Annotated in this window: 20 protein-coding genes; 5 read left to right on the plus strand and 15 right to left on the minus strand. The window is 49.5% G+C overall.

Going from position 1 to position 24,371, the window contains the following annotated elements; all coding sequences use genetic code 11:
• Positions 1-18: 18 nt before the first annotated feature.
• From lysA to BMW94_RS14540, 4 genes are all read right to left on the minus strand, one after another.
• Positions 19-1,305, minus strand: coding sequence for a diaminopimelate decarboxylase (lysA, locus tag BMW94_RS14525; RefSeq protein WP_090999397.1), 1,287 nt, complete (start codon positions 1,303-1,305; stop codon positions 19-21).
• On the minus strand, positions 1,306-2,694 hold the full coding sequence (locus tag BMW94_RS14530; protein WP_175480698.1) for a preATP grasp domain-containing protein: 1,389 nt from the start codon (positions 2,692-2,694) through the stop codon (positions 1,306-1,308).
• Complete coding sequence (locus BMW94_RS14535; protein WP_090999401.1) at positions 2,633-3,643, minus strand: 3-oxoacyl-[acyl-carrier-protein] synthase III C-terminal domain-containing protein; 1,011 nt, start codon at positions 3,641-3,643, stop codon at positions 2,633-2,635. Before BMW94_RS14535 ends, BMW94_RS14530 begins: the two co-directional genes overlap by 62 nt.
• 112 nt (positions 3,644-3,755) lie before the next feature.
• Entirely contained in the window at positions 3,756-4,007 is a 252-nt protein-coding gene (locus BMW94_RS14540) for a hypothetical protein (RefSeq protein WP_090999403.1), read from the minus strand.
• Positions 4,008-4,190: 183 nt separating this feature from the next.
• Here BMW94_RS14540 and BMW94_RS14545 point away from each other — a divergent pair, with 183 nt between their 5' ends.
• Positions 4,191-5,441 (plus strand): helix-turn-helix domain-containing protein, encoded by a 1,251-nt coding sequence (locus BMW94_RS14545; protein ID WP_175480699.1) that lies wholly within the window; start codon positions 4,191-4,193, stop codon positions 5,439-5,441.
• Between the two features lie 134 nt (positions 5,442-5,575).
• Here the strand turns inward: BMW94_RS14545 and BMW94_RS14550 are convergent, their stop codons facing one another.
• Positions 5,576-5,770, minus strand: coding sequence for a hypothetical protein (locus BMW94_RS14550; RefSeq protein ID WP_090999407.1), 195 nt, complete (start codon positions 5,768-5,770; stop codon positions 5,576-5,578).
• A 132-nt stretch (positions 5,771-5,902) separates the two neighbouring features.
• On the minus strand, positions 5,903-6,322 hold the full coding sequence (fosB, locus tag BMW94_RS14555; RefSeq protein WP_090999409.1) for a metallothiol transferase FosB: 420 nt from the start codon (positions 6,320-6,322) through the stop codon (positions 5,903-5,905).
• Positions 6,323-6,490: 168 nt separating this feature from the next.
• On the opposite strand from fosB, the gene BMW94_RS14560 reads away from it, so the two are divergent.
• The 4 genes from BMW94_RS14560 (at position 6,491) to BMW94_RS14575 (ending at position 12,314) form a co-directional block, all read left to right on the plus strand.
• Positions 6,491-7,390, plus strand: a complete 900-nt coding sequence (locus BMW94_RS14560; RefSeq protein WP_090999411.1) for a glucose 1-dehydrogenase — start codon at positions 6,491-6,493, stop codon at positions 7,388-7,390.
• Between the two features lie 204 nt (positions 7,391-7,594).
• Positions 7,595-9,205, plus strand: coding sequence for a gamma-glutamyltransferase family protein (locus BMW94_RS14565; protein WP_090999413.1), 1,611 nt, complete (start codon positions 7,595-7,597; stop codon positions 9,203-9,205).
• Positions 9,206-9,626: 421 nt separating this feature from the next.
• Positions 9,627-10,634 (plus strand): BMP family lipoprotein, encoded by a 1,008-nt coding sequence (locus BMW94_RS14570; protein ID WP_090999415.1) that lies wholly within the window; start codon positions 9,627-9,629, stop codon positions 10,632-10,634.
• Between the two features lie 27 nt (positions 10,635-10,661).
• A complete protein-coding gene (locus BMW94_RS14575; protein WP_090999418.1) occupies positions 10,662-12,314 on the plus strand; it encodes a methyl-accepting chemotaxis protein in 1,653 nt (550 codons plus the stop codon).
• A gap of 441 nt (positions 12,315-12,755) precedes the next feature.
• Here the strand turns inward: BMW94_RS14575 and BMW94_RS14580 are convergent, their stop codons facing one another.
• The 9 genes from BMW94_RS14580 to BMW94_RS14615 form a co-directional block, all read right to left on the minus strand.
• The gene (locus tag BMW94_RS14580; RefSeq protein ID WP_090999420.1) at positions 12,756-14,426 is read right to left on the minus strand and encodes an NAD(P)H-hydrate dehydratase; all 1,671 of its coding nucleotides are present in this window, start codon (positions 14,424-14,426) and stop codon (positions 12,756-12,758) included.
• Between the two features lie 142 nt (positions 14,427-14,568).
• Positions 14,569-15,201 (minus strand): NAD(P)-dependent oxidoreductase, encoded by a 633-nt coding sequence (locus tag BMW94_RS14585; protein ID WP_090999422.1) that lies wholly within the window; start codon positions 15,199-15,201, stop codon positions 14,569-14,571.
• 255 nt (positions 15,202-15,456) lie between these two features.
• Positions 15,457-17,226, minus strand: a complete 1,770-nt coding sequence (locus tag BMW94_RS14590) for an alpha/beta hydrolase family protein (protein WP_090999424.1) — start codon at positions 17,224-17,226, stop codon at positions 15,457-15,459.
• Positions 17,208-18,668: a hypothetical protein gene (locus tag BMW94_RS14595; RefSeq protein ID WP_090999426.1), complete on the minus strand. Its 1,461-nt coding sequence runs from the start codon at positions 18,666-18,668 to the stop codon at positions 17,208-17,210. The genes BMW94_RS14590 and BMW94_RS14595 overlap by 19 nt, the downstream gene beginning before the upstream one ends.
• Complete coding sequence (locus tag BMW94_RS14600; protein WP_090999428.1) at positions 18,665-19,465, minus strand: GNAT family N-acetyltransferase; 801 nt, start codon at positions 19,463-19,465, stop codon at positions 18,665-18,667. The genes BMW94_RS14595 and BMW94_RS14600 overlap by 4 nt, the downstream gene beginning before the upstream one ends.
• Positions 19,462-22,185, minus strand: a complete 2,724-nt coding sequence (locus BMW94_RS14605; protein ID WP_090999430.1) for a class III lanthionine synthetase LanKC N-terminal domain-containing protein — start codon at positions 22,183-22,185, stop codon at positions 19,462-19,464. Before BMW94_RS14605 ends, BMW94_RS14600 begins: the two co-directional genes overlap by 4 nt.
• Before the next feature lie 114 nt (positions 22,186-22,299).
• Positions 22,300-22,437: a hypothetical protein gene (locus tag BMW94_RS30505; protein WP_175480700.1), complete on the minus strand. Its 138-nt coding sequence runs from the start codon at positions 22,435-22,437 to the stop codon at positions 22,300-22,302.
• 185 nt (positions 22,438-22,622) lie between these two features.
• Complete coding sequence (locus BMW94_RS14610) at positions 22,623-23,903, minus strand: MFS transporter (RefSeq protein WP_090999432.1); 1,281 nt, start codon at positions 23,901-23,903, stop codon at positions 22,623-22,625.
• Positions 23,884-24,261, minus strand: a complete 378-nt coding sequence (locus BMW94_RS14615; protein ID WP_090999433.1) for a ribbon-helix-helix domain-containing protein — start codon at positions 24,259-24,261, stop codon at positions 23,884-23,886. Before BMW94_RS14615 ends, BMW94_RS14610 begins: the two co-directional genes overlap by 20 nt.
• Positions 24,262-24,371: the final 110 nt, after the last annotated feature.

Here is a 24,371-nt window from a genome sequence, read left to right on the forward strand (position 1 = left end):
GTTCATCATCTCTCCTTATTAATTGGTTATTGCAGTATGGGACACTTGTATCAAACGCTGTTTGCCCAACAGATCCTCCGGAGTATCCCTATCCCGAATCAGATGGGCCTCTCCGCCGATGATCAGCACTTCAGCTGGACTTCCGTGACTCAAGAAGTGTGTTGGAGAAGCCGTTGGCCCGTAAGCTCCGGAGTGGAACACGCCAATCAAATCCCCTTGCATAATAGGGGGAAGCTGAACACGTTTGCCCACAACATCGTTGGGTGTACACAAGGGGCCGGTGATATTGTACTCGGCTACAGGTGCTTCTCCATAACGCGTCAGGGATGCAATCGGAAAGTTGCGTTTCACGTAGGAACCTGTACCTACCGCTGCCATATGACAGTTCGTTCCTCCATCTGTCACAACAAAGTTTTCTCCATACGATTGCTTGACGTACAAGGCGCGGCTAACCAACATGCCGGAAGTGCCTACCAGATAACGCCCAAGCTCCATGAACAGCCGGGTATTCGGGTGTCGGAGGCGAAAGGCTTCAAACTGTGGATTCAATTGTTCCGTTAGTGATGCAATGGACAGGGGCTGCTCGCCTTCATGGTACGGCACACCCAATCCCCCACCGACATCAACCATGCGCAGCGTAATATCAAGCTTATGTTCGAGTCTCTCAGCCAAATCCAGAATGTGACGGGTATTCTCGATAATCGGTTCTACCTCCAACATGCGGGTTCCCATGTATACGTGAAGTCCCATAATCTCCACATGCGAGCAGCCCTCGAACAGCTTCTTCCCCTGAAGCACACTCTCTTCATCCATGCCGAACTGACGCGGTTTGCCGCCCATAGTCAGCCTTGATCCTTTTACGGAAAAGGAAGGATTCACTCTCAGCGCCACCGATACCATTTGCCCTTCCCTGGCAGCGATCATCTCAATGCGCTCAAGCTCCTGGAATGATTCGCACACGATAGCATATATGCCATAACGTATACAGGCGGCAATCTCATCATCGCTTTTTCCAGGCCCAAGAAAAATAATGCTGTTCGGAGCTACTCCTGCCTTTAGAGCCGTGTGCAACTCCGTCAGGGAACATACCTCGGCCTGCGCACCCATTTCTTGCAGCATGTGTACAATCGACACATTCGGATTAGCCTTTAACGAATAAAACAGCTCCACGTGGGTCGTAAGCAATCCCCTAAGCTCCTGATACACCTGTTGCAGTACTTCCCCGTCATAAACATACAAAGGAGTCCCGAATTTCCCGGCTATTTCCGAGATGGGCAACTGCTGAATCTGATATTCCCCGGACATTCATATCACCTCATTTATGGAAGTTAAGACGGCTTCTACAGATTCATCGATGGCTCGCAGCCGTTCGGGGGAGGAGGCAATAATTACGCCATACAGACGTCCCGAAAACAGACGTCCCTCACTTCTGAAAGCCGCATTGACCGTGGCAAAGTTGTTGATGAGCAGCCCTTCGCCTTTCTCCGGTGTGAACATCAGCCCACCCAGTCTTGAGCGCAGCTCCCCGTATTCAAGCAAACGCTTGAGCCGCAGGGCATATTTTTTGGCGAGACCGAACATGCCGTCCGGAAGCCAACGATTTTGAATGTTCGTCTGATATGTAGACATGTTAAACCTTGCATTGATTTCAAGGTTGGGCCAAACCGTGCCATCCTCATCCAGTATCGCGTCCATGCCAGCGATGCCGTAATATCCATCCCGATGCAAAGCTGCACCAATCTGCAAAGCTGCCTCTCGAATAATGCCAAGCTGAATGTCATCTAAGCGAGAGGGCATGAGATGTCCCTGATGTACACCCTGTTCTACCAGCGATTCCTTTACGCCGAGGAATTCGACTCCACCGGACCGATCGATGAGGATCTGGTAATTCAGGTCACCGATTTTGTCAATCCATTGCTCAAGTACGTAATTGATTCGACGAATGTCCTTTTTGCTCGCCTGCTTCTCCAGCATGCTCATACATTTGTAAAACCGGCTTTCATCAGAAATTACAGTAATGCCTTTGCCCGACACGCCCATGGAATCCTTCAGCACAAGACGTCCACCCTGCTCGAGTACAGGCTTCAAGCGTTCGAAACCAACTGTAAGCTCTTCCAGTGACGTACATTCTGCGCCTGGAATCTGGCGAATGCCCAGCTCTGTATTGAGGCGGCGCGAATAACCTTTGTCATTCACCTTGCGGAACACGTCTGCGGAGGGAACTGCAAGAGGAATTCCAGTAAGGCGGGAGAGCTCTTCTTCCTGATCCGATGTCCCGAAGGGGACCAGATAAGCACACGTTTCGGAATCCTCGGATAGCTCCCGCAGCTTGTCCAGCGTGTCGGGACAACTGAGGAGATTAGCAGTGATGTTGAGTTCAGGCTCATTGCATTTCGCAGCAATGCACCGTGACCGGCCAAAACCGAGGGACTGCGCCTCTGCCATGAACGATTGATCGGGCAGACTCTTAAGCAAAATGATATCGTTCTCTCCGGCCAGAAACAGCCCCAATTCTTCCATCCGGTTCACGACGTCTGCTGCCGAGCCGATACTCAATGAAGGCAGCTTAATAATCCCCTGCTCACTCCAATATTCCTCAACCTCAAAATTGTTCAGATATACAAAAGTAACATTATCCTGGCCCGTTAACGCCCACTTCAATTTGCTCGAAAAATCGGTCAATACTGTCGTCACGACTACCGCCTCCAATTCCTGCATATTGCATTACCGCTACGCTGAAGGTAACCCCAAGACCAACCGTAACAAGCAGATAGTAATCATCCGGTTGCAGAAGCTCCTGCTCCAAAATGGCTTGAAGGTTGATATACGGATCCGAACAGAAGCAATGACCGATCTCCTGCACATTCGATGTATACATTCGTTCAAGGGGATACGATAATCGGGCGGCTACTTTTTTCCAGGAGGATAGATTTACATTGTGCGGTACGATATATCGAATGTCCTGCAACGCAAGACCCGCAAGCTCCACAGCTTCAAGAATGGCATCACATAACCGGGGCGTGTAGATCTCCTGGAATTCCCTTTGTAATCGGGGATTTCCCGTCAGCACATTGCAGTACTGACCAAGCGTAATACTCGTCAGTCCAACCATCCGGCTTCCATCTCCGTTATTGCCGACCAGGACAGCCGCGGCTGCCTCTCCCATCACGGTTGTGTTGGGAATCAGCTGTACAACGGGGCTGAACGTTTTCTCCCCTGTCAAAATTAAAATATGATCATCCGCTTCCAATGAAGGTAGCAAAGTCTCCGCAACATTCAGGGCAACCAAACCCGATGCACAGTTCTGCTGCGTAAGTGAAAACGCAATGGCATGCTGCAGTCCGTACGCCCGTTTCAGGCCCTGCAAAACTTTCATAGGAAAGGGGAAATTTTCCTGAATTGTGTGGCAATAAATGATATACTTAATCGAAGCAGGAGCTACCTCCCGATGGGTTACCACCTGGGTAAGCACACGCCCGAGCAGGGCCGCCAGATCCCCGTCCCTGTCTTGCCGAACCTGTTTCAAACCATGAATTTTTTCCAGTACTTTCGTCTGGGCAGTGTTGAGTCCCAGAGCATCGTTCAGTTCCCGGATGGGTACGATATGTTCTGGAATATAGGACCATATTTTTTTAATATGCATCGGCTCAAGACACCTCGTTATCACCAACGTGCGAATCTCTCTGAATATAGGGAGAGAGCTTCCGTGGAAGCTCCCATCTATGAATCTAACGTAACGCGATAAGTAAGTAAGATCAGGCACGGGCTGCTGCTGCACGAGCTATTGCTGCACGAGCCGCTGCTGCGCGAGCTTCTACTGCACGAGCCGCTGCTGCACGAGCTTCTACTGCACGAGCTTCTACTGCACGAGCTTCTACTGCACGGGCTTCTACTGCACGGGCACTGACTTCACGAGTCTCACCCAGTACGTTAGCTTCCAATTGTGCTGCTTCGATTTCTTTGCGTTTCAGTTGTTCCAGTGTAATCGGAGTCGCTTTAAGGACCATTCATTTCTCCTCCTTTCATCTTGGATACTATCATTCTATAATCTCCCAAATTGGAATTAAACTGTAAATGGAGGTAAATGCCCCTTACACTCCTTACCCCTTGTTTTTGCGTACTCCATGGAGTCAACATACAATCCACAATTCTAGTAATATCCAACTATATTTAAGGGACGGTGAATGAACATGGTCGGACCCAAAATCCGGGAAATCCGGGAGCAGCTTGGACTTTCGCAAAAGCAACTGGCGGGAGAGGATATGACGCGCTCTTATATCAGTCTTATTGAAAAGGGCAGAGCCGTTCCTTCCCAGCGTATGTTGAAGATCATTGCGAGACGATTGAATACACCTATGGAATATTTTTTGGGAGGAAATACAGAGACAGATACGGATATTGGTGAGGCTGTGCTGGACAAAGCAAAATCATATTTTGAGGAAAACAATGACCACGCTTGCATTCGCATGGCTCATAATGTGCTCACACTGACCAAGGATACGCTGGACCAGACAGAAGCCTACCTCCTAATCATGCGCAGCCATAACCGAATGGGAGAACATCGGGAAGCCATGGATAAGGGAGAGGCTGCCGCCTTTACGGTAACCCGCACCGGAGATCGGGAGCGTATTGTCCAATATTATCTGGAAATGGGTCGAGCCGCGTTTCATGCAGAGCTCTTCCATGCTGCCCGGAAATATTATGAACAGGCGTATACTTACAGCAGCCGGCTTAAACACCTGCAGGATGATCATATTCGTGCGCTAATGTATCTTGGAACCACTCATTTGCGCTTGGGGAATGTCGATCAAGGCCTGGATTTTTATCATAAAGCAGAAAAAGAAGCTCGGATGACAGGACAGCATGAACTGTACGGTGAGATCACGCTTGGTCTGGGCAAAGCGTATTACATGTCCGAACAGGAAGGCCACTTGTCATTAAGCCAGGATTGGACCAAAATCTCGGCAGATTCATATAAACGAGCAAAGAGTGAATCCTATGTTCTGGCCCTTCACAACCTTGCCGTAATTCAGCTCCATATGGGGCAAAAAAAAGAAGCCCTTCCTTTGCTAGCTGAATGCGCCGAAATATACGACAAACGCAAACTGCCCGACAAAAAGGCTTCCATATTGGAGGAAATCAGTAAAATCTATCTGGAGGAACGCGAAACTCTACAAGCAGAGGCTGCCATCAAAGAAGCCCTCCAACTGCTGGATCAACGGGATGAAGGGATACTACGAGCAAAACTATATCGTCTTCTCGGCGTGGTGTTCCACGAAAAAGACAATCCGGACGAAGGTTATTACTTTCTACGAATGAGCCACGACCTGCTAAAACGTATCTATGCAGAGCGTGAAGCGAACATCAGCCATCAATTACTCCTCTTAAGCAAACAGGATCGTAAAATGGAATATAACGACTACAAATCATTTATCAAGTAAAAACGAATCCTATCTTCTTATAACAACTACAGAGGCAAACGAAAATGTTTTATGAAATAAAGGGTCTCTGATACAGAGGCCCCCATGTTCGGGTCAATCTCCTAAACGACACAGGATTAAACCAATACGTTCACTTAACGCGGAACCGGATCATTCAAATCAAGCTGAGTCACTGGTGAAAGTTCGTAATTCTGTTGATTCGAAAATTCAACAAGCCTCGTGTGTTCCCCCGAAACTTGAATCTCACCTGTAAGAATGGAAACCAGCACGACTGTGGCCATGCAGAGTCCACTTGCAATTACCCGTAATTTGCATCCTTTGCTCTCCACGCCCATCTCTCCTTCTGTATCGTTTGGATTAGATATGTCCTATATGCTCGGCGAACCTGAGACTTATTTTACGGATAATTGCAGTGACATTAAACATGTTAATTACCATTTACCTCCATTTGCACGATGGTATTATGGATAAAAGGTCATATGAGGTTTGTCTTCCCGGTAATAATCCAGCCTTTGCTTCATATTTCCGGTATGTAGCTCGAACAGATGGCCATCGGGATCGATAAAATAAACAGATAATGCATCTTTCGGGTCACGTGGTCTTCCGGGAAGAATATGAGCTCCGGCTGCTCTCAGCTGCTGCACTGACTCATCGAATTCCTCTTCTTTTACAGTAAAAGCAATATGTGTATACGTTCGTTCCGTATAGTTGCGAATGACGTCTTCCTGATTCAAAGCGATCCAAATTCCCGCAAGTTCGAAATATGCCAGCTTCCGGCCTTTCACCTGAATACGGGCACCGAGAGCCTGCTCATAAAAGGTAATGGACCGCTCCAGATTGGATACGGAAAAGCACAGATGATTAATCCCCTGAATATTCATTTGGCTCCTGACACCTCCACATTTTAATGAATTGTTGCAATAGCTACATCCTTATTATGGTATACTTTGCGCCAAAAACAAATGCCCTTCTTCCTTCTGCCGCACCTTCTTCTGGGCGAATGCATAGTTTAGGCGTATGAACGAACGTGCGAGGAGGATGTAAACCGAATGAATCCTGTCTATCCTTTTTACGGTGAGAAAACGGTGTGCAAGCCACAAAAGCTGGCTTTCCCACCCCAGCATCAGGACCAGCAGCCAGGTCTGGAAACCCTGATGGTGCCTGAACCGATCAGCGAAGATCCTGCTTATATTGGCAGCTGCAAGCTGAAAGGCAAGGTTGCGATTATTACCGGTGGTGACAGCGGAATTGGCAGAGCGGCAGCTATTGCTTTTGCCAAGGAAGGTGCAGATATCACCATCGCTTATCTATATGAACGGACCGACGCCGAAAGGACACGCGAACGCATTGAAGAGCTGGGACAACGGTGTTTGCTAATTGAGATCGATCTGCGGTTGAAGAAAAACTGCGAGGCTGTCATCCGTACGACCATGGAAACCTTCGGAAAGATCGACGTCCTGGTCAACAATCATGGCGTGCAGTACGTACAGCCAAGCATTGTCGATATTACGGAAGAACAGCTGTACCATACGTTCCAGACGAATGTGTTTGCCTACTTTTTTCTGATTCAGGCGGCTCTCCCACATCTGTGCAAAGGAGCATCCATCATCAATACGGCTTCCATTACGGCCTATAAAGGTGAAGTGCAACTGATCGATTACTCATCCAGCAAAGGGGCTGTGGTCTCTCTGACTCGTGTACTCGCCAAATCGCTCGCATCCGAAGGAATTCGGGTCAATTGTGTGGCTCCGGGACCCATCTGGACCCCGCTCATTCCATCCAGCTTCTCCGCTGAAGACGTGCAGGTATTTGGAACCGAGACGCCGATGGGCCGGGCAGGCCAACCTTATGAACTAGCAGCTGCCTACGTCTATCTCGCTTCCCGCGACTCCTCCTATGTCACTGGTGAGTGCATTCATGTCAATGGCGGCGATATGGTAACGACCTAGTCATCTGGAGAACATCTCAAATCTTTGAAAAAAATACAATGGCACTGATATGAATACAACTGTATCAGCCCTATTCACGGGCTATGTCAGGTTGGATTTCGCGTTGGCAGCAGGAGATCACGTTACCTGTTCCGAAGAGGGTTAGGAGTAATTGATCCGGCGAGCCGGAACCTGACATCTTGCGACAAGGAGCTGAACAACCTGATGAACTACGATCCACTCTACCAACCGTATCCGTCTTACCGTGTGCCCGTTTATGCCAAACAAGGCATGGTCGCCACTTCACAGCCTTTGGCTGCGCAAGCCGGTCTGGATGTGTTAAAAAAAGGCGGCAACGCCATTGATGCCGCGATCGCCACCGCTGCTGCACTCACCGTGCTGGAGCCAACGTCCAATGGCATTGGGGGCGATGCCTTTGCCCTCGTCTGGACCGAGGGCAAGCTGCACGGCCTGAATGCCAGCGGGCCTGCGCCTCAGAGTATATCGATTGAGGCGCTCAAAGCGGCAGGCTACTCGGAGATGCCGAAGCTTGGGGTCATCCCGGTGACGGTGCCTGGCGCACCGGCGGGTTGGGCTGAGCTGAGCCGCCGATTCGGACGGCTTACGCTGGCGGAAGCGCTGGAACCGGCTATCCGCTACGCGGATGAAGGTTACCCGCTTGCGCCGGGGCTGGCCCGCCATTGGGCACGGGCAGCCGATATCTACGCACGCCAAGGCGATGCGGAAGCCGGGCGAGCGTGGTTTGAGACGTTTGCCCCAGGCGGGCGTGTTCCAGCCGTAGGCGAGATTTGGCGTTCGCCGGATCATGCGGCAACACTGCGCCGGATTGGCGAGAGCGGGGCGCGAGACTTCTATGAAGGTGAACTCGCGGAGCGTATTCACTCTTTTATGGCAGAACACGGAGGTTACCTGACCAAAGAAGATCTGGCTGCATTCCAGCCTGAATGGGTTGATCCGATCTCGGTCTCCTATCGCGGATATGACGTGTGGGAGATCCCACCGAACGGTCAGGGACTGATTGCTCTGGCGGCGCTCAATCTGTTAAAGGGATTTGATTTTGAAGAAAAGGAATCCGTCCTGGCATACCACAGGCAGCTGGAAGCCATGAAGCTGGCGTTTGCCGATGGGGAGAAATATATTACCGAGGAACGCAAGATGGGCCTATCGGTGCAGGAATTATTATCCGAAGCGTATGCAGACGAACGGCGCAAGCTCATTGGTGATATGGCGCTTCCGCCTGAAGCGGGTGACCCAAGGGCAAGCGGAACAGTGTATCTTGCAACGGCAGATGGTGAGGGCAACATGGTTTCCTTCATCCAGAGCAACTATATGGGCTTCGGCTCCGGGCTGGTTGTTCCGGGCACAGGCATTGCCCTACAAAACCGGGGACATAATTTCTCACTTGATCCGGATCATGCCAATGCGCTAGAGCCGGGCAAGCGGACATATCATACGATCATCCCGGGCTTCCTCACACGGGGTGACGAAGCGGTTGGACCATTCGGGGTCATGGGCGGTTTCATGCAGCCCCAGGGTCATGTGCAGGTCCTCATGAATACGGTGGACTTCCACCTCAATCCACAGGCTGCGCTCGATTCTCCGCGCTGGCAGTGGACCAAAGGCAAAACGATCCTGGTTGAGCCCGGATTCCCTCAGCATATTGCACAGGCGCTTGCCCGCAAAGGGCATGATATACAGGTCGCCCTCGATCCGTCGATGTTTGGACGCGGCCAGATCATCTGGCGCAACCCGGACAACGGTGTATTATGTGGCGGTACGGAAAGCCGGGCCGATGGCTCGGTAGCAGCGTGGTAATAGGCTGCAAGTGCAGCTGAATGAGAGCGGGAACGTAACGTTCAGGAGTACGGCATATGCTGCGGGAACCGGGAAAGCCGTTCATATATATGAATGTATTGATTCATGATATGTAATCATTCATCATTCGTTTGGTTTCAAGGAAAGGGCAAAGAAGAGATCTAATCGGTCTCTTCTTTGCCTTTTTTATCTTTCTTTTTACCGTTGACCAGCAAGACGTATCACAGGTTCTGTATAGAATTCATGCCTCTTCAAATGTAAATTTTATGTATAATTTATGGGTTTAATTGGAATTTTATTGAGTTTCCGTAAATTTTCATCCTTACCCATTACAGAGACTCTACTACCGTCCGATATACATATAGAGGAATTGCTCACCTCACACGTCATCTCCATCTTACAGAAAAGAGGGCATACGCACATGAAAACACAAGGTAAAATCAAATTCGGGTTCACCATGATGATGGTTCTGGTTGTTCTGATGCTGGGAGCATGTTCGGCAACCGATAAGGCGTCCCCCGCAGATCAGCGAACTAAAGTCGGAATCGTTCTTACGGATGTCGGCTTGGGTGATCATTCTTTCAGTGACGCATCTTTTGAGGGATTGGTACAGGCAAGAAACGAGAACAGTATTGTTTTTGATTACAAGGAACCGGGAAAGGATTTGACATCCGAGGCAGCCTTTGAGCAATTTGCGAAGGATAAGGTTGCTCTGATTATTGGTCTAAGCGACACGATAAAAACCGATCTGGAGAAAGTTGCTCAGAAGTATCCCGATCAGCACTTTCTCATCATTGACGGGCATTCCGATCTCCCCAATGTGACCTCCATGTCCTTCAAAGCAGAAGAAGGCAGCTATCTTGCAGGTATTATTGCTGGCTTTGCAACAACCGAAGACCATGTAGGCTTCCTGGGTGGAATGGATATTCCGGTGCTTCACGATTTCCAGCAAGGTTTTGAGCAAAGTGTAAAGGCGGCTAATCCGGATGCCACAGTCCATGTCGTGTACGCCGGGGATTTCGGCAATCCTGATCTTGGAGGAAAGCTCGCGGCGCAGATGATTCAGGAACAGCGTGTTGATGTCATTTATGTTGCTGCCGGACTTACCGGCATAGGCTCACTTTCAGAGATTCAGAGATTAGGTAAATACGCCATTGGCGTGGACCAGGATCAGTTCTTTTTAGCAGAAAAAGCAGTACTCACTTCCATGCTCAAAAATGTAGATGTCTCTCTTCATAACGCCATTAATACGTTCATTCAGAACCAGCATTCATTTCCCGAAAAAGAAATGTTCTATGGTCTGGCAGAAAACGGCGTAGGTTTAACCGCCCTACATAACATCACACTCACGGACGAACAACAGCAAACGTTCGAAGATTTGAAAGCACAGATCGCTTCCGGCAAAACCAAAATTACCCTAGATCAATAAATCAATTGCTAATATGGAGGCACGCTTATGAAATTGCAGGGAAAACTGATATTGAATGCCATCGTATCTTTACTGTTATGCCTTTTGCTAGTAGCCTATATCATTATTCAATTGCTGAGCATGAATGCCAAAAATCAAAATCTGGTGCCTGCCATGCTGAAGGTTACTGAGCTGAACGCTAACCAGATTCAGACCGAGCAGGCGCTTGATGTGTACTCGTTCTCCATGACAGCTGGCAATCAGGATAATGTTGCACGCTTGCTAAGTGAAGGTAAAACCATGGTAAAGCAGCTCACAGAAGGCTTGCTGGAAACGGATGAACAGCTTCGCCTGATTCAATCGATCCAAACCAAATTGACGGCTCTGGACACGGGCGCGACCGAAGCCATCACAGCCATGAACAGTTCGGACGCCAAACGTTTCAGCTCACGGGTCAAAGGCATACAAAATGATATTTATATGCTGGATGAGGTGACCCGGGATCGATACGACCAATATACAGCAGGTCTTGAACAAGACATTCAGCGGACCTGGCAGATTGCTCTCGCCGGAGCCATCGTCCTGCTTGTCGCTGTCCTGCTGTTCAACATGTACACTTCACGACAATTGGCGGGACGCATCCGCACCTTGAAGGAAGCGGCAGGACAAATTGCGAACGGCGATCTTACGCAGCAGCTTCCGGAGACACGAGGCAAAGATGAACTGGATGACTTAAACCGCTCCTTCCGCCTTATGACGGGGAACATTCGCAGTATTCTTCAATCCATTGGTGCGGCAGGAAACCGTGTTGATGGGATGGCACAGGACATTGATCGCGGCAATGATACCGTGCAGGCCATTGTGCAGCAAGTATCCCGAACGACCGAAGAACTGTCGATTGGCAGTCAGAAAATTGCTGAGGATCTAAGTGACACGGTTATGGTTGTGGACAAGATGCAGCATATGTTTGAAAGCAATCTTCAGGCGACTTCACAATCGGCCATCTATGGTAACGAAGTTTTGACTTCCGTGCAGGAGGGACATATTGCCGTACAGGAGCAGCTTCGACTGGCTGAAGTAAACCGGATTGCCATGTCTGAGGTAGAAAAGACTGTCCAGGAACTAGAGGAGAGCGCCTCCCGGATTGCAACGATGACTGCCTATGTGTCGGGCATCGCTACACAGACAACCCTTCTGTCTCTGAACGCCTCCATCGAAGCGGCACGTGCAGGTGAAGCCGGACGTGGCTTTGCTGTCGTCGCGGGGGAAGTGAAGAAACTGGCCGAGCAATCGGAGCAATCGGTACAGCATATCTTTGGGGCTGTCGGCGAAATCACGGCGGCTATGGACAAAGTGAAAAACTCTGTGACACAGAGCATTCAGCTCTTTGCAGAACAGGAGCAGGCTACCGGAAAAACCGGCGAATCCTTCTCCGGCATTCGTCACAGTGTAGAGCGGATCAGCACAAGCATTAATCAGCTTACGGAAGACATGCAGCAATCCAGCAAACTTAGCGCACAGGTTCAGCAGGCGATTGAAAACATAAGCGCCATCACAGAACAATCAGCTGCAAGCAGTGAGGAAATTACAGCTTCAACGGCCGAGCAGCAACGTTCGTTCGCCGAAGCAAGCACTAAGGTGAAAACCCTGCGGGATATCAGTGCGGAGATGCATCAGGAGCTTTTACGGTTCCGGTTGTAGCTGAATGATGATAAAAGAACGAAGAGAACCGGCTGTACCGAAGGTTGGAAGGGACTTCCCTCCTCGCGTCGAAGCGCTAATCCATTCTAACGAATCGACCACACCTTAATTGGAGGATTTGGGTCGAATGCACAGGTTAACGAACTTCAGTCACGTTATTCTCGTTAATAATGATACAGACTTGGGCCAGAGCCTGCCGATCAGTGAAATAACGTCGCTGTGGTTCGTTAAAACGCAGATCATTGGAAAATGCAGCTCATAGCATGTGTTGGATTCGTTAAACGTTAATACCACTAATAAGGGATGTCCTCGTCATGTTTATGACTATGGGACAACCCTTTCTTTAGGTTATGAATGGTTTATATCATTATGCTGTGTGTAGAGGTATGCAGCATATAAATTACGAATGCACCAAGAGTGCGGCACCAATCATGCCCGGATTTATAGTGCATCCACGATATCCCCGGCGAGCAGGGATGCCGGATCACCACGCAGCAGCGCGGCTCTCTCCGCTGCCTGGCCGTGTAGAAACACGCCAAAGGTGGCAGCCTGCTCCGCGCTGAGCCCTTGGGCAAGCAGACCGGCGATGATGCCGGTCAACACGTCTCCTGCACCGCCGGTTGCCATGCCGGCGTGCCCGGTGGTGTTGATATACGCCTCGCCGGATGGCGTTGCGATGACCGTTCGTGCTCCCTTGAGCACCAGGGTCACGCCCTGCTCGCGGGCGTACCGTGCAGCGTGTCCGATTCGGTCACGCTGCACCTCGGGGGTCGACATGCCCAGCAGTCGGCCCATCTCTCCAGGGTGCGGCGTCAGGATGGTCGCCGCACTTCGTTTGCCCCAGTCGCGAGGTCCTGTTGGGCCAGCGTCTGCCAGCATGTTGAGGGCGTCCGCGTCGATGACGAGCGGGCGATCCGAATGTTGCCACAGACGGCGCAGCCAGTCTGTGTCGTCCTTGAAGCGGCCGAGGCCAGGGCCGGTCGCGAGCACGTCGCGGCTTTCCGCGAGACGCAGCACGGCGTCCGCGGAAGCCGCGTTCCATTCGCCGCTGTCGCCATCTGCGGCGGCAGCGAGCATGAGCTCGGGCACGGTGCCGATGACATGCGGCAGCAGTGCCGCGGGCAGCGCCCATGTGGCGAGCCCGCAGCCAGCGCGCAGTGCGGCCTTGGCCGAGAGCAGGCCTGCGCCGCTCATCGGCAGACTGCCTGCGGCCAGCAGCACGTGGCCGTAAGTGCCCTTATGGCCGTCCGGTGCCCGGAGACGGCCCGTATCCACGCGCAGCGCACTGCGCAGCACCTCTTCCGTCAGCAGACGGACCGAGGGGCCATACTCCGGCGCAAGCCGCGCGGGAATGCCGATGGAGCGCACCACGATGCGCCCCGCGGCAGATGCACCCGGGTACTGCACCAACCCGCGCTTAAGCAGCGCAAGACATACGGTCACCCGGGCCTGAATGCAGGGCTCATATACCTCCCCGGTGTCGGCATTCAGCCCGCTTGGCACATCGGCGGACACGACCGGCTTGCCGCTGTCGTTCGCCGCCTCAATCAGCGCCGCATATGCTCCGCGCGGCGCCCCACGCGAGCCGGTGCCCAGCAGCGCATCCACGATGCCTGTGCACCGGCTGAAGTCCACGGCTTCGCGCCCGTGGACCAGAGCAGGGATGCCGAGCTGCGCGGCGGCATCCCGCTGCACTGCGGCTTCGCCCCGCAACGCATCAGGCGCATCGGCGTAAACCAATGTCACGCCGAGCCCCGCTTCAACCAAATGGCGCGCCGCAACCAGCCCGTCGCCGCCATTATTACCCTTGCCGATCAGCATGTACCACTGCTGATCTCCGGGTTGCTCCATCACGAGCGCCGGATCGGCGATGATGTCGCCACCATGAGCAGGCCGATCACCGGGCCCCGTGTGCGCCCGCTTCCCGTTTACATTGTTCCAGCAGCCATGCTGCTCCGAACGGTGGTCAACATCGTCTTCCCGGCACAGCCGGATAACTTCCTCAGCGATGGCTCTGCCTGCGTTCTCCATCAGACTGGCAGCAGGAATGCCAAGCTTCTGAATCGTATGCTCATCCACAGCCCTCATCTGTTCAGCGGTTACGATAAACAACGTTCATCCCTCCCCGGTGACTTTCTGCCAATTAAACCTGAACTATTAAGCTTTCAATGCAAACCTCAACTCAGCAAACCTGTTCCGTTTACCGCTCCAAGCTAATTCTCCGTTTCATCGATCTGGTTTAGACAAATAACGATTAATAGCCCACCGTAAACCGGGATTGAATAAATTGCGGATCATCCAGCTCATCCACCAAAGCCGCTGCGAAATCGCCAACGGAAATCGAACTCTCACCCAGATCATCGGTAATCACACGATTCATGCCAACCCGGAACAGGCCTGTCCGTCTTCCTGTTGTGATCGTAGCCGCAGGACTCATGTAGGTCCAGTGGATATCCGATGCTTCAATCAGGTTATACGCATCGACATGAGCCTTCGCCAGTGGTTTGAATTCCTCAGGGAATCCCGGTGTGTTCATCAGCATTTCTCCAGAATCCGTAAGCAAGCTTCCTGCTCCACCCACGACAACCAAACGTCCTGCTTTTCCACGACGAACACCCTCAATTAATGAACGTGTAACTTCCAGCATCTCTTCCTCCGCACCAAACTTCGGTCCATAGGCACTCACAACGGCTTCCTGCCCAGCTGTAAAATCGGCAACCTGGTCCGGGTTAAGCAAATCCCCCTGTACCACACGCAAACGCTCATGCTCCATCTCAACCTTCGAAGGGTCACGAACAATCGCCGTTACCTCATGACCACGGTCCATCAATTCCCACAGTATCGTCTTTCCAATCGCTCCGGTTGCTCCGAAAATGGCAACTTTCATATTAAATCCCTCTTTTCAGTAGATATCATCTTGTCAACTTACCGTTATTTTAATACTTAATCCCATTGTTATATACCTTAAACGGCTCACGCCATCTTAAACCGTCTTCACTCTCTTGTAAACCATGAGTCTAGCTCATCTCCCCATTCCGATGCACAATCCTTATTAAAACAAGAAATCACAACTCTCTTTCCCGTTCAAAATGACAACCCACCAATGCCAAAAAAGCCGCAAAGCGGCTTTGGCAGCTTACCTCTATTTTGCCTGTCCCACCTTGGCAAAGGTTAAAAAATCGACTGCTTTCTGAGCCCAGAACCGTTCCGAATATATTTCATGCTCTAAGTCTTTAATGATATGAAGTTCCAGTCTGCCTGAGGGTTCGTCCAAAGCCAGCTTGTATTTCAATATTTCCTGATAGATTTGTTCCGTCTGCTCCACCGGACAAAGTTGATCTGCTTGCCCATGAATAAACAAGATATCACTTTCGCTTAGCGCAGAAGCGTAGGCTACCGGGCTTCGGGTCCTTAGCGCGGATTCATCCTCGAGAAGTTCACCGATCTCTTTTTGCAAAAAAGATCTGAGCTTCGCCCCTCCTCCTGTATACAGCTTGCCCAAATCCGTAAAGGGGGCACACGCTACCACAGCACTCCACAGTACCGGGTCTCTGCCCGCAGCCAGCAATGCAAGATAAGCGCCATAACTGACGCCATACAGAGCTACGTCTAAATAGGAGGATAAGACCTGTTCCCGAATAAACCGGACCACATCTGCGTCCACACCGCCCCAATCGTTCTCATTACGACTCCTGTATCCACCAGTAAAGCCGGAGCTGCCCGGATAGTTGAGCCCAATCACCCGTACACCAGACTCGGATAACCTCTTCATTACTGGACTATAACTGTCGAACAGACAGTTATGTGGGCCTCCGTGCAGGTAAATGACAGCCTGTACAGCACCTTTCGGATGGATATCCAGATAGGGAATGATCTCGGACCGATAGGAGGCTTCCCGGTATTCCACCTTCAGTTCTCCACCGTTGCGACAGCTAGTTATAACTTCCTGCTGCCCTTGAACCCAAGTCATAGCGTTGGTTTGATCTTGAAAACGAAATAGACCTGGTCTCGGAGCTGTCGCGATAGTCTCGTATTTGCCCACCAGTCCCTGCTTGTCCCTGCTGAGAACAGCCTGTGTCAGCGTCCCTGGATAATTTCGCAGCTGAAATACTTCCTTCTTCTCCTGCAATGCATACTGCACATAATGCCATCTGCCACAGGTTATGCCTTCACAGAGGATCTTCTGTGTAACTGTATCAATCTGTACGCGAACCAGTTCAGAGAATCCTTCACAATTCGGAGGCAATTCATGCACAATATCCTCGCCCTGTTTCATCCATCCCGGTTTGAACCCCTGCTCTGAAGGGATGGACACCGCAATGAAATCCCCCTGCTTGTCCATGACTGGATATGGATATTCCGTATATATCCATTCTGCACTTTGAACGACTTTGTCCCTGTATGAATACACTCTCCCCTGTCCATCAACATTCAGACCGATTTCCTGTTCAATTCCCGACCAGAAAGCCAATTGCGGATGATTCAGTTCAGGTGTAATCCATCTAGCCTCATCCTGCTTCGGGTCGTACAGCCCCAATCGGACGGGGCCCTTTTTATTTCGGATGGCAAAAAGCAACTGCAACTTTTCGTCTTGCCACGCCGCCTGCAGAACAGCAAAAGGTAATTGCAGCGCACAGGTATGGACAAGCTTCACTTGAGCTTGCATTTCATACAGATGCAGCCGTTTCCCGGCATCTCCTTGAGTGATTATCAGAACCTGATTAGGTGCAATAAACTGAATATGCTCCGTCCGATCCATTGAATCTGACGTATGTTCATACAGCCAATGCCTGTCTTTTGTCTGACCTGTCTCATCAAGTGTGCACCATTCCGTATGACCATTATCATAGGACAACAGCATTCCCGTGCGCTCCCGATTAACGCTCATTCGACTCAGGAAGGTACGACGCAACTGGATTTCCTCCTCTCATTCCAGAGCTTCAGTTGCTCCCACTCCTCCAACTGGCTACGTAATCTGTTGATGTATTGATCCAGGACAGAAGTTTCAGGTGAGACATCTGTTTCAAGCTCGCTTATGGCCTGCTGGATCTTCTCAATTTGTGGCAGATTGGCAGCAGGAAGGGACATCATTAATAGGCGATAAACCTCGGTAGCCAGGTCGTTTGAACCTCGGCGTACTTGTTCTCCAGCAATCTCCACCGCACGACGGAGCCGCTTGGCATTGACGGAGGCAGTCTTTAATCGAAGCAACCGAATCAGCAGTTGGTACTCCTTCTCTTCTTCACCACACTGCCGATGTATTTCCATTCTTAAATCGAGTATGGGACTGAGCCAATCGACATACTGCTCGGTGCACAGTTTCTCCGCTGCCAGCAGAGTTGTATGAGCCTCAGCCCATTGGCCTGATCTAAGCTGCAGCCCTGCGATATTTAACGCAGTCTGAATCTGAAAAGTACGCTGCTCAGGACCATCAGGAAGCAACTGAATACGCCGACTGGCCTGCCGTTCCAGCTCAATTGCACGATCAGCATTGCCTTCCTGCAGTTCAATCAATGCTTCACCATTATCCAGCGCACAGCATTTCCCAACCCGGAAAGACTCGGTTAATTCCTTATGTGAGAGCAGCTTTCGAGCTTCTGAATAACAGTATCGTGCTCCCGAATAATCCCTGCCTTTTTTGGTTAGCAGCTGTGCCAATTCGAACCATAAAACCGCTTGCTGAGCCGCTGATAAACGTTGAAATAATGTATTCTGTTTAAAAAAATGCAAACAAGCCTTATACCTGACCGGATCATCTGACTTGGACAGCAAAATCCAGGCCATCCTGTTGTAGAGCGCCAATGTTTTCTCTTGTCCGCCCTTTTTTCTCGCCATGGCAAGATGCTTATCCAACGAGCTTCGGGTATGGTCCGGTGTTTCTCTGACAAGCGAAATTGGAAGCCAGTGCATCTCACCGCGTGTCGGCATTTTGGAAGGATATCGGTGGAAAAATACCAGTACACTGACCCCTCTTAGTTTCTGACGATACAGAAGATGGTGGATAGCCCCGAGATCAGATGCATGTAAATGGGACGCTACCTCCACCAATACCCATTTCCTATGACCCGGAGCCCAGCCCGCTGTTTTGAATCTTAATAAGGCGTTTTTGCAGGCCACAAGATCGCCGGAAGGCTGAATTGCATTTAGCTGATAGATGATGGGAAGAGAATAATACGGATGATCCACCGATATTACAATAGCCTGATCCTGCCAGTGAGTGTGCAGCTTTTGGACCTCATGCTTTACTGCGTCCGGCTCCCCTTGAGCGACAAACAGCCCAGGCTCATGACTCGAACGAAGCCAATTGCTTCGCAGATCACGATATTGCGTACTCTCAAGTAATACAGGGATCATGAGCAATCACGCTCTTTCGTAATCCGGCATACATGGGCAGGCTCGGGAATCTGCTGCAAATTCAGTGAAGCCATTAATCGATAACTGCCGATATTGTTCGCATCGAGCGAAGCTTTTACCGTTTCATATTGTTCTGTTATACATCGTTGAAGACCGTAAGCAGCAAGCCAGCGCGCCCAGCCCTTACGTTTCGCATTAGGTAATGTGCATATATGAGCAATCAATACAGATCCGAACTCATCATTGAGTAAACAAGCTCCCATCTGTTGCCCCTCTAATTCAACCAATCCGGACCCCTTCAGCAAAGTTCCATATGCTCCTCTATAGATATCTTTGACTGCCTGACGTGCAGCTTCCAAGCCGGGACAGGAGGGATCGCTTTCCAAAAGAATCTGCGCTACCCCCTCCGCCTGCCCCTGGGCAGAAATCCATGTTGCAGCATCATCAGGAATATCAGAAGCCGGGATATCCTTCAACTTGCCGATAAATCGATGCCTATGCGCAAGAACATCCACCCGGAATCCAAGCTTCTCCCACGGAAATGAGACAGGAAACGTTGCGTATAGAGCATCCCATTCGAGTGACTCAAGTATGGGTTGAATCCGATTCTCCCAATACGTCATGGAACCTTCATCACTCCATAAATCGAGTGTATACTGCCTTTGTCCGTGATCAATGATCATTAATGAAGATCCGGTTTCGCAGTAATCTGGGGCTGCTGCATAATAACGGTTCCCGTACTCGCCCTGTTCATGCCGAAATTGAGGAAGAACATCAGATATAGCTGTTAATATCATAAATTCATCTCCTCCTTGACAGGGTTGAAACCTGAATATACCAACGGCTCTGCACACATTGAAGGGTAATAAAGACGAAGCAGAAAGGAGTATACCCCCATATATCCGGTCATGTAGTCCGGTGAGAATGATTCCATATCTTCCAGTGGCCACATCCACATGTCGTGCTCGTCACTTCTCATCGCCAACAGCATCTGTGCATATTGTTCCAGTCTGGCCGCATATCTGCCAGGATGACAACGCTCCGCCAAAAGCAGCAGATCACCGTTGCCAGCTAACCCATGACATTGCCCGAAGGAAGCAAAGATCGTGGTCTGTGCCACCGCATCTGCAGCTTCTCTGCCAAGCCTCGCAGACACCGGATCACCCAATACATCAGCAGCTGCCAGAAGAAAACGCCCGATGCCAGCCGATCCATTACACCAGTGTACCCAGAGCGTATCCGGTTTTTCAGGTGTTGCAGGCCACATCTTCTGGCCATTCTGACCGGTATGACTGGTACGATCCAATGTATAGACAATTCGTTTCACTGCTGATAAATAGACTTCCTTATTGGTTTGATCTGCCATTGCGAGTAGAAAATAACCAATCCCCGCGATGCCGTGAGAAAATCCCAGGGAATAATGCCCACCATTTTTCTTACTTGGCTGCTCTTTCACTTTCCACATACTCAGTCCATCCTCGTTCCGTTCTTCCTGATTCAATATATAAGCAGCCAATAACTCAGCTCGTTCAAGTAGTTCAACGCGGCCCCCAATGCGATAAATCTCCAATAACATTAATCCCAGACCTGCAGCTCCATGACTGATATTGGCTTGGGTCGGTCCATTCTGAGTTAGCTGTAATGCCAGATTCTCCGCCAGATCAAGCAATGAAGAATCATTCAACGCCTCTGCAGTCTCAGCCAATCTCCACGGAACTGCCCCATAACCAAAGTATAATCCGGTCGGTGTCTCGTCCGGAATGTATGGGTGATGAACCAAAATCCATTCCATAACTTCTCGGGCATACTGATGATACTGAATAAGTTGTGTAATATGACCAAGCTGGTTAAAGCCGTAGACCATGCCTGTCCATCCAAAGTTAAAATTTGCCGGATGAAACATCCGGCTCATGCTGTTTTCCGGATAAAGTTCTTGCCTATTTTCAAAATCAAGCGATGTATAAAGCCAATTGGCCATCCTTTGTGCCTGACGCAATACCTCGGCTCCAGTTAGTTCGTTGTTCAATGGCAGGGATGATCCTTGCCATTCATTCATCGGCTCTTTTGAAATTGCATCCAAATTGTTGCGAATATCTGCCAACTGCTCATACACACCATTCATGATCCGCACAGAAAGATTGCCCAGGGAACGCAGCTCTTGCATAATAACCAGACCTGCCAACAAAGCCTGACCACATTTGAGGTAGTCCGTCTGATATTTGAAATAGGGGTCCACAGATGATGCCATATAATAGAAAACAGCCCCGAGTGAATAGATATCATCCTGGACGCTTGATCTCTGACTGTGTTCCCGACCACGGGACACATAGCCAGGCGTATGCCCAGTTAACGGCCTGGTCTCCCTCTCGCCATTTCGTAAGTAAGCCAATTCGAGGTCAATTAGACGTACATTACCATCCGGCAATACGACAATATTGTTAGGTGTTAAATCATTAATAATGACCCCTTTACGATGACAGGTCTCAACCATATCCACAATATCCTGGCAGATCCGAGCCATCTCCGTCCATGTATAATCTGCAGCAACATGTCTGCGATGAATATACTCGCGCAAGCTGATGCTATCAAAATACTCCAGAATCAGATACCGATTTTTCTCATAATTAAACAAATCAAGTGGCTGGGGTGTGTAGCCCGTTTCCTTCAACAATTCAAGTACATGATATTCATTTTCTACATAGTCGTGGGCAGAGCGTCCTGCACTATCGACACGCATGCGATGGACCGCTTCTTTCATAACGGCTTGTGCATGCTGCGTACAGGAAATAAGAAATACGCCTCCCTTGCCAGACTTCTTGAGCACACGCTTCACACGAATATTTCGTATTCCAAACTCATTGTTATTAGAACTGGATACGTTGGAGGAAGAAATATCCTTCTTGGTGGCCTGGATGTGAAGTAGTTCCTCCGGCTCGTTGACCCATTCCGGCTTATACCTGCCAGGTACACGGCGATCCTCCTCCAGATCCCCTTTAATATTCTGGATCGCATGCACTTTTGCTGCCGAATATCGGTCATAATAGAATCGGTCTGTGAACGCACCATAACGATAAAATACGCATGCGCTCCCGCGGTATGACCGATCTGTAGGAATAGCCGGGCCATCGAACCCGATGGTGCATACATACATCTCCTCAAGCAGGTGAAGAAGCTGTTTCTCGTTTGCTGCATAGATCGTGACACATTTACCCGTTTGAGGCAGGGGGATCGATCCGTTAGAAGTTTCAATCAATTTCAATCCACTGTTCACAACCTTCCACTGTACACTGTGCTCCGTCAAAACAGGTGAAATGCGGCGTAACAGTTCAGCTCCTTCTCCAGGAACCACAGATAGATGTATTTTCCAGCCTTGTGAAGGAAGTTTCAAATCCTCTGGTCTAAAACAAATCCAATGGCCGTCATTCGACCATTGGATGGATTGGGGAAGTTCCCTGATTATATGTTCCAAAGCGTTCTCAAAGGCGTCCTTCTTAACGGATACATTTGCGAATTTCAATGAGAATCACTCCTGTTGGTTAAAGTTAGAGGGGGAGGTACAATTATTTTAGTAATGCGAAAATCAAAGACTTATCCTTAAATATACAAGATAGAGCGTTTAATGAAGATGTTCCTAGCTCTCGACAACGATTGTCTGTGAGCTTGTCCAGCTGCACACGGTACACAGGCTTGTTTCCTCGAACATGTAGTTATCCTCTTCAACCTCTAATGCCATCAAGTCCTGTACAGATAAAATCTCCTTGTTTTCCATGATAAAATACCTCCCATTTGTCTCCCCCTCTTAATAACCAATTTCTACATAAATTCTGATATTCCTTCTTTTTAATTGAATTATTTTACATAAATTATTTAATATATCCATTTATGTGACATATACATGTTAACCCAATCGGAATTATCGTATAAAAAACAGAGGTATTCTTACATTGGTTATAATTAAATGGATGCCGCCTGCTGTCTGGAATGTTGCCCCTGCTCCTCTCGGAAAGGCCGAACAAACATGCTCCCCAGCCCCATCACAATAACAAATATACCAATCCCCATGTACACCCAGGATGGATTATACGTTTCAATGAGCCAGCCTCCAAGCAATAAACCCAGCGGATTGCTGATGCCACTCATTAGGACCCCCATACTGTTCATGACACGCCCCCTCTTTTCTTCCGGTGTGGATAGAAGGATCGAGGTAACCAGAGGTACATTTACGAGGGCAAGCCCCAGCATCAACAAGAATGAACAGGCGATGGCGATATACAGATTAGGAAACATAGGCATGAGCAGCAAACTTGCACCTGAGATGAGGTAACTGATCAGGAACCATCGGGCAAGCGAAAGCCGTTTGGCATATTTCCCGCTGAGCAAAGAGCCTGCAATACTGCCAGCGGCAAAGGCCGATTGGAGAAGACCGTACCCTTGTGGTCCGGCATGAAGAACCATGTCAGCAAAAATCGGAGTGAAGATGTGCAGAGGCGCACCAGCAAAGTTGATAATGGCACCAAAAATGATGCAGCTGGCCAGAATTTTACGCGAGAACAAAAAGGTAATCCCTTGCAAACTGTCCTTCATAAAGCCAGAAATTCCTTTTTGTTTGACTACTTTGGTCACCGGAATATGAATGAAGACGATGGAGAAAGCAGATAGCAGAAAGGTAAGTGCATAGATGAAAAGGATGGACTGGACTGAGATGAACGCCACCAATATGCCGCCTAAAGCATATCCAAGCAATTCAATTGTTTTGGAAGATGAGTTTAGAAGTGCATTGGCTGGTGCCAACTGTTTCGACGGGTCGGGCAGAATTGCGGGGATGACGGTCTGGGTTGCCGGATTGAACAAAAATCCAAGAATCGCAATGAGCAAATTGGCAGCATAGATATGCCACGGTACCATCTGACCACTCATGAATAAAAGCGCCAATATACAGGCCACGCACGCTCTCAGTATATCGGTCCAGATCAAGAGCTGCTTTTTGGGCAGCCGATCACTGATTGTAGCCAGTGGTATACCCAAAAAAGCATAGATGAAGTATGGCAACATAGGAATCAGTGCTGCTGCGAGTGCTGACTCGGTCAGTTGAAGAATATACCACATCGTAGCCATGGAAAATAAAATCTGACCTGCACCAGATATCAGCCTGCCTGCAAGAAGTACACAAAAAGATGGAAGACGCAGAACAGATGCGTAACTGTCGTTATGGATTTCATTTTTCGTCTGGTTCATTCACTCCTTCTCCTTTCCCCTCAATCTCACTTCCAGTTTCACTTTGCAGACGTGCCAACAAACCTGAATTGCGAATGGACTGTTGTATTTTGGCCTTCACCCGCTCAAGCTCTGCCGTATACTCCTGAATCTCGTTCAATAACGATTGATGCGTCCGAATTCCTTCCCTGATTAACATCGCCGTTGCATCAGATCGATTCTTGGCCAGTTCAAGAAATACAAGCTGATCAATAATATCAATCTCTTCCTGACTTAATCTTACGGAGACAACCCCCTTGGTTCCCGAAAGGTTTCTGCTGGCCTGCTCCATGGATCGCTCCACCATTTGATTAAATTGAGTCCGCTGGTTCTTATCCAAATTCATATCCTCCATTCTGCAATTAATGCGATTATCGTAATTTGTAAATCGTAAATTGTATTCAAGTTACATTATACTTGTAAATAAATGGATGTAAAGCAAAAAAACCT

The organism is Paenibacillus sp. OK003 (assembly GCF_900109515.1).
GTDB classification, from domain to species: domain Bacteria; phylum Bacillota; class Bacilli; order Paenibacillales; family Paenibacillaceae; genus Paenibacillus; species Paenibacillus marchantiae.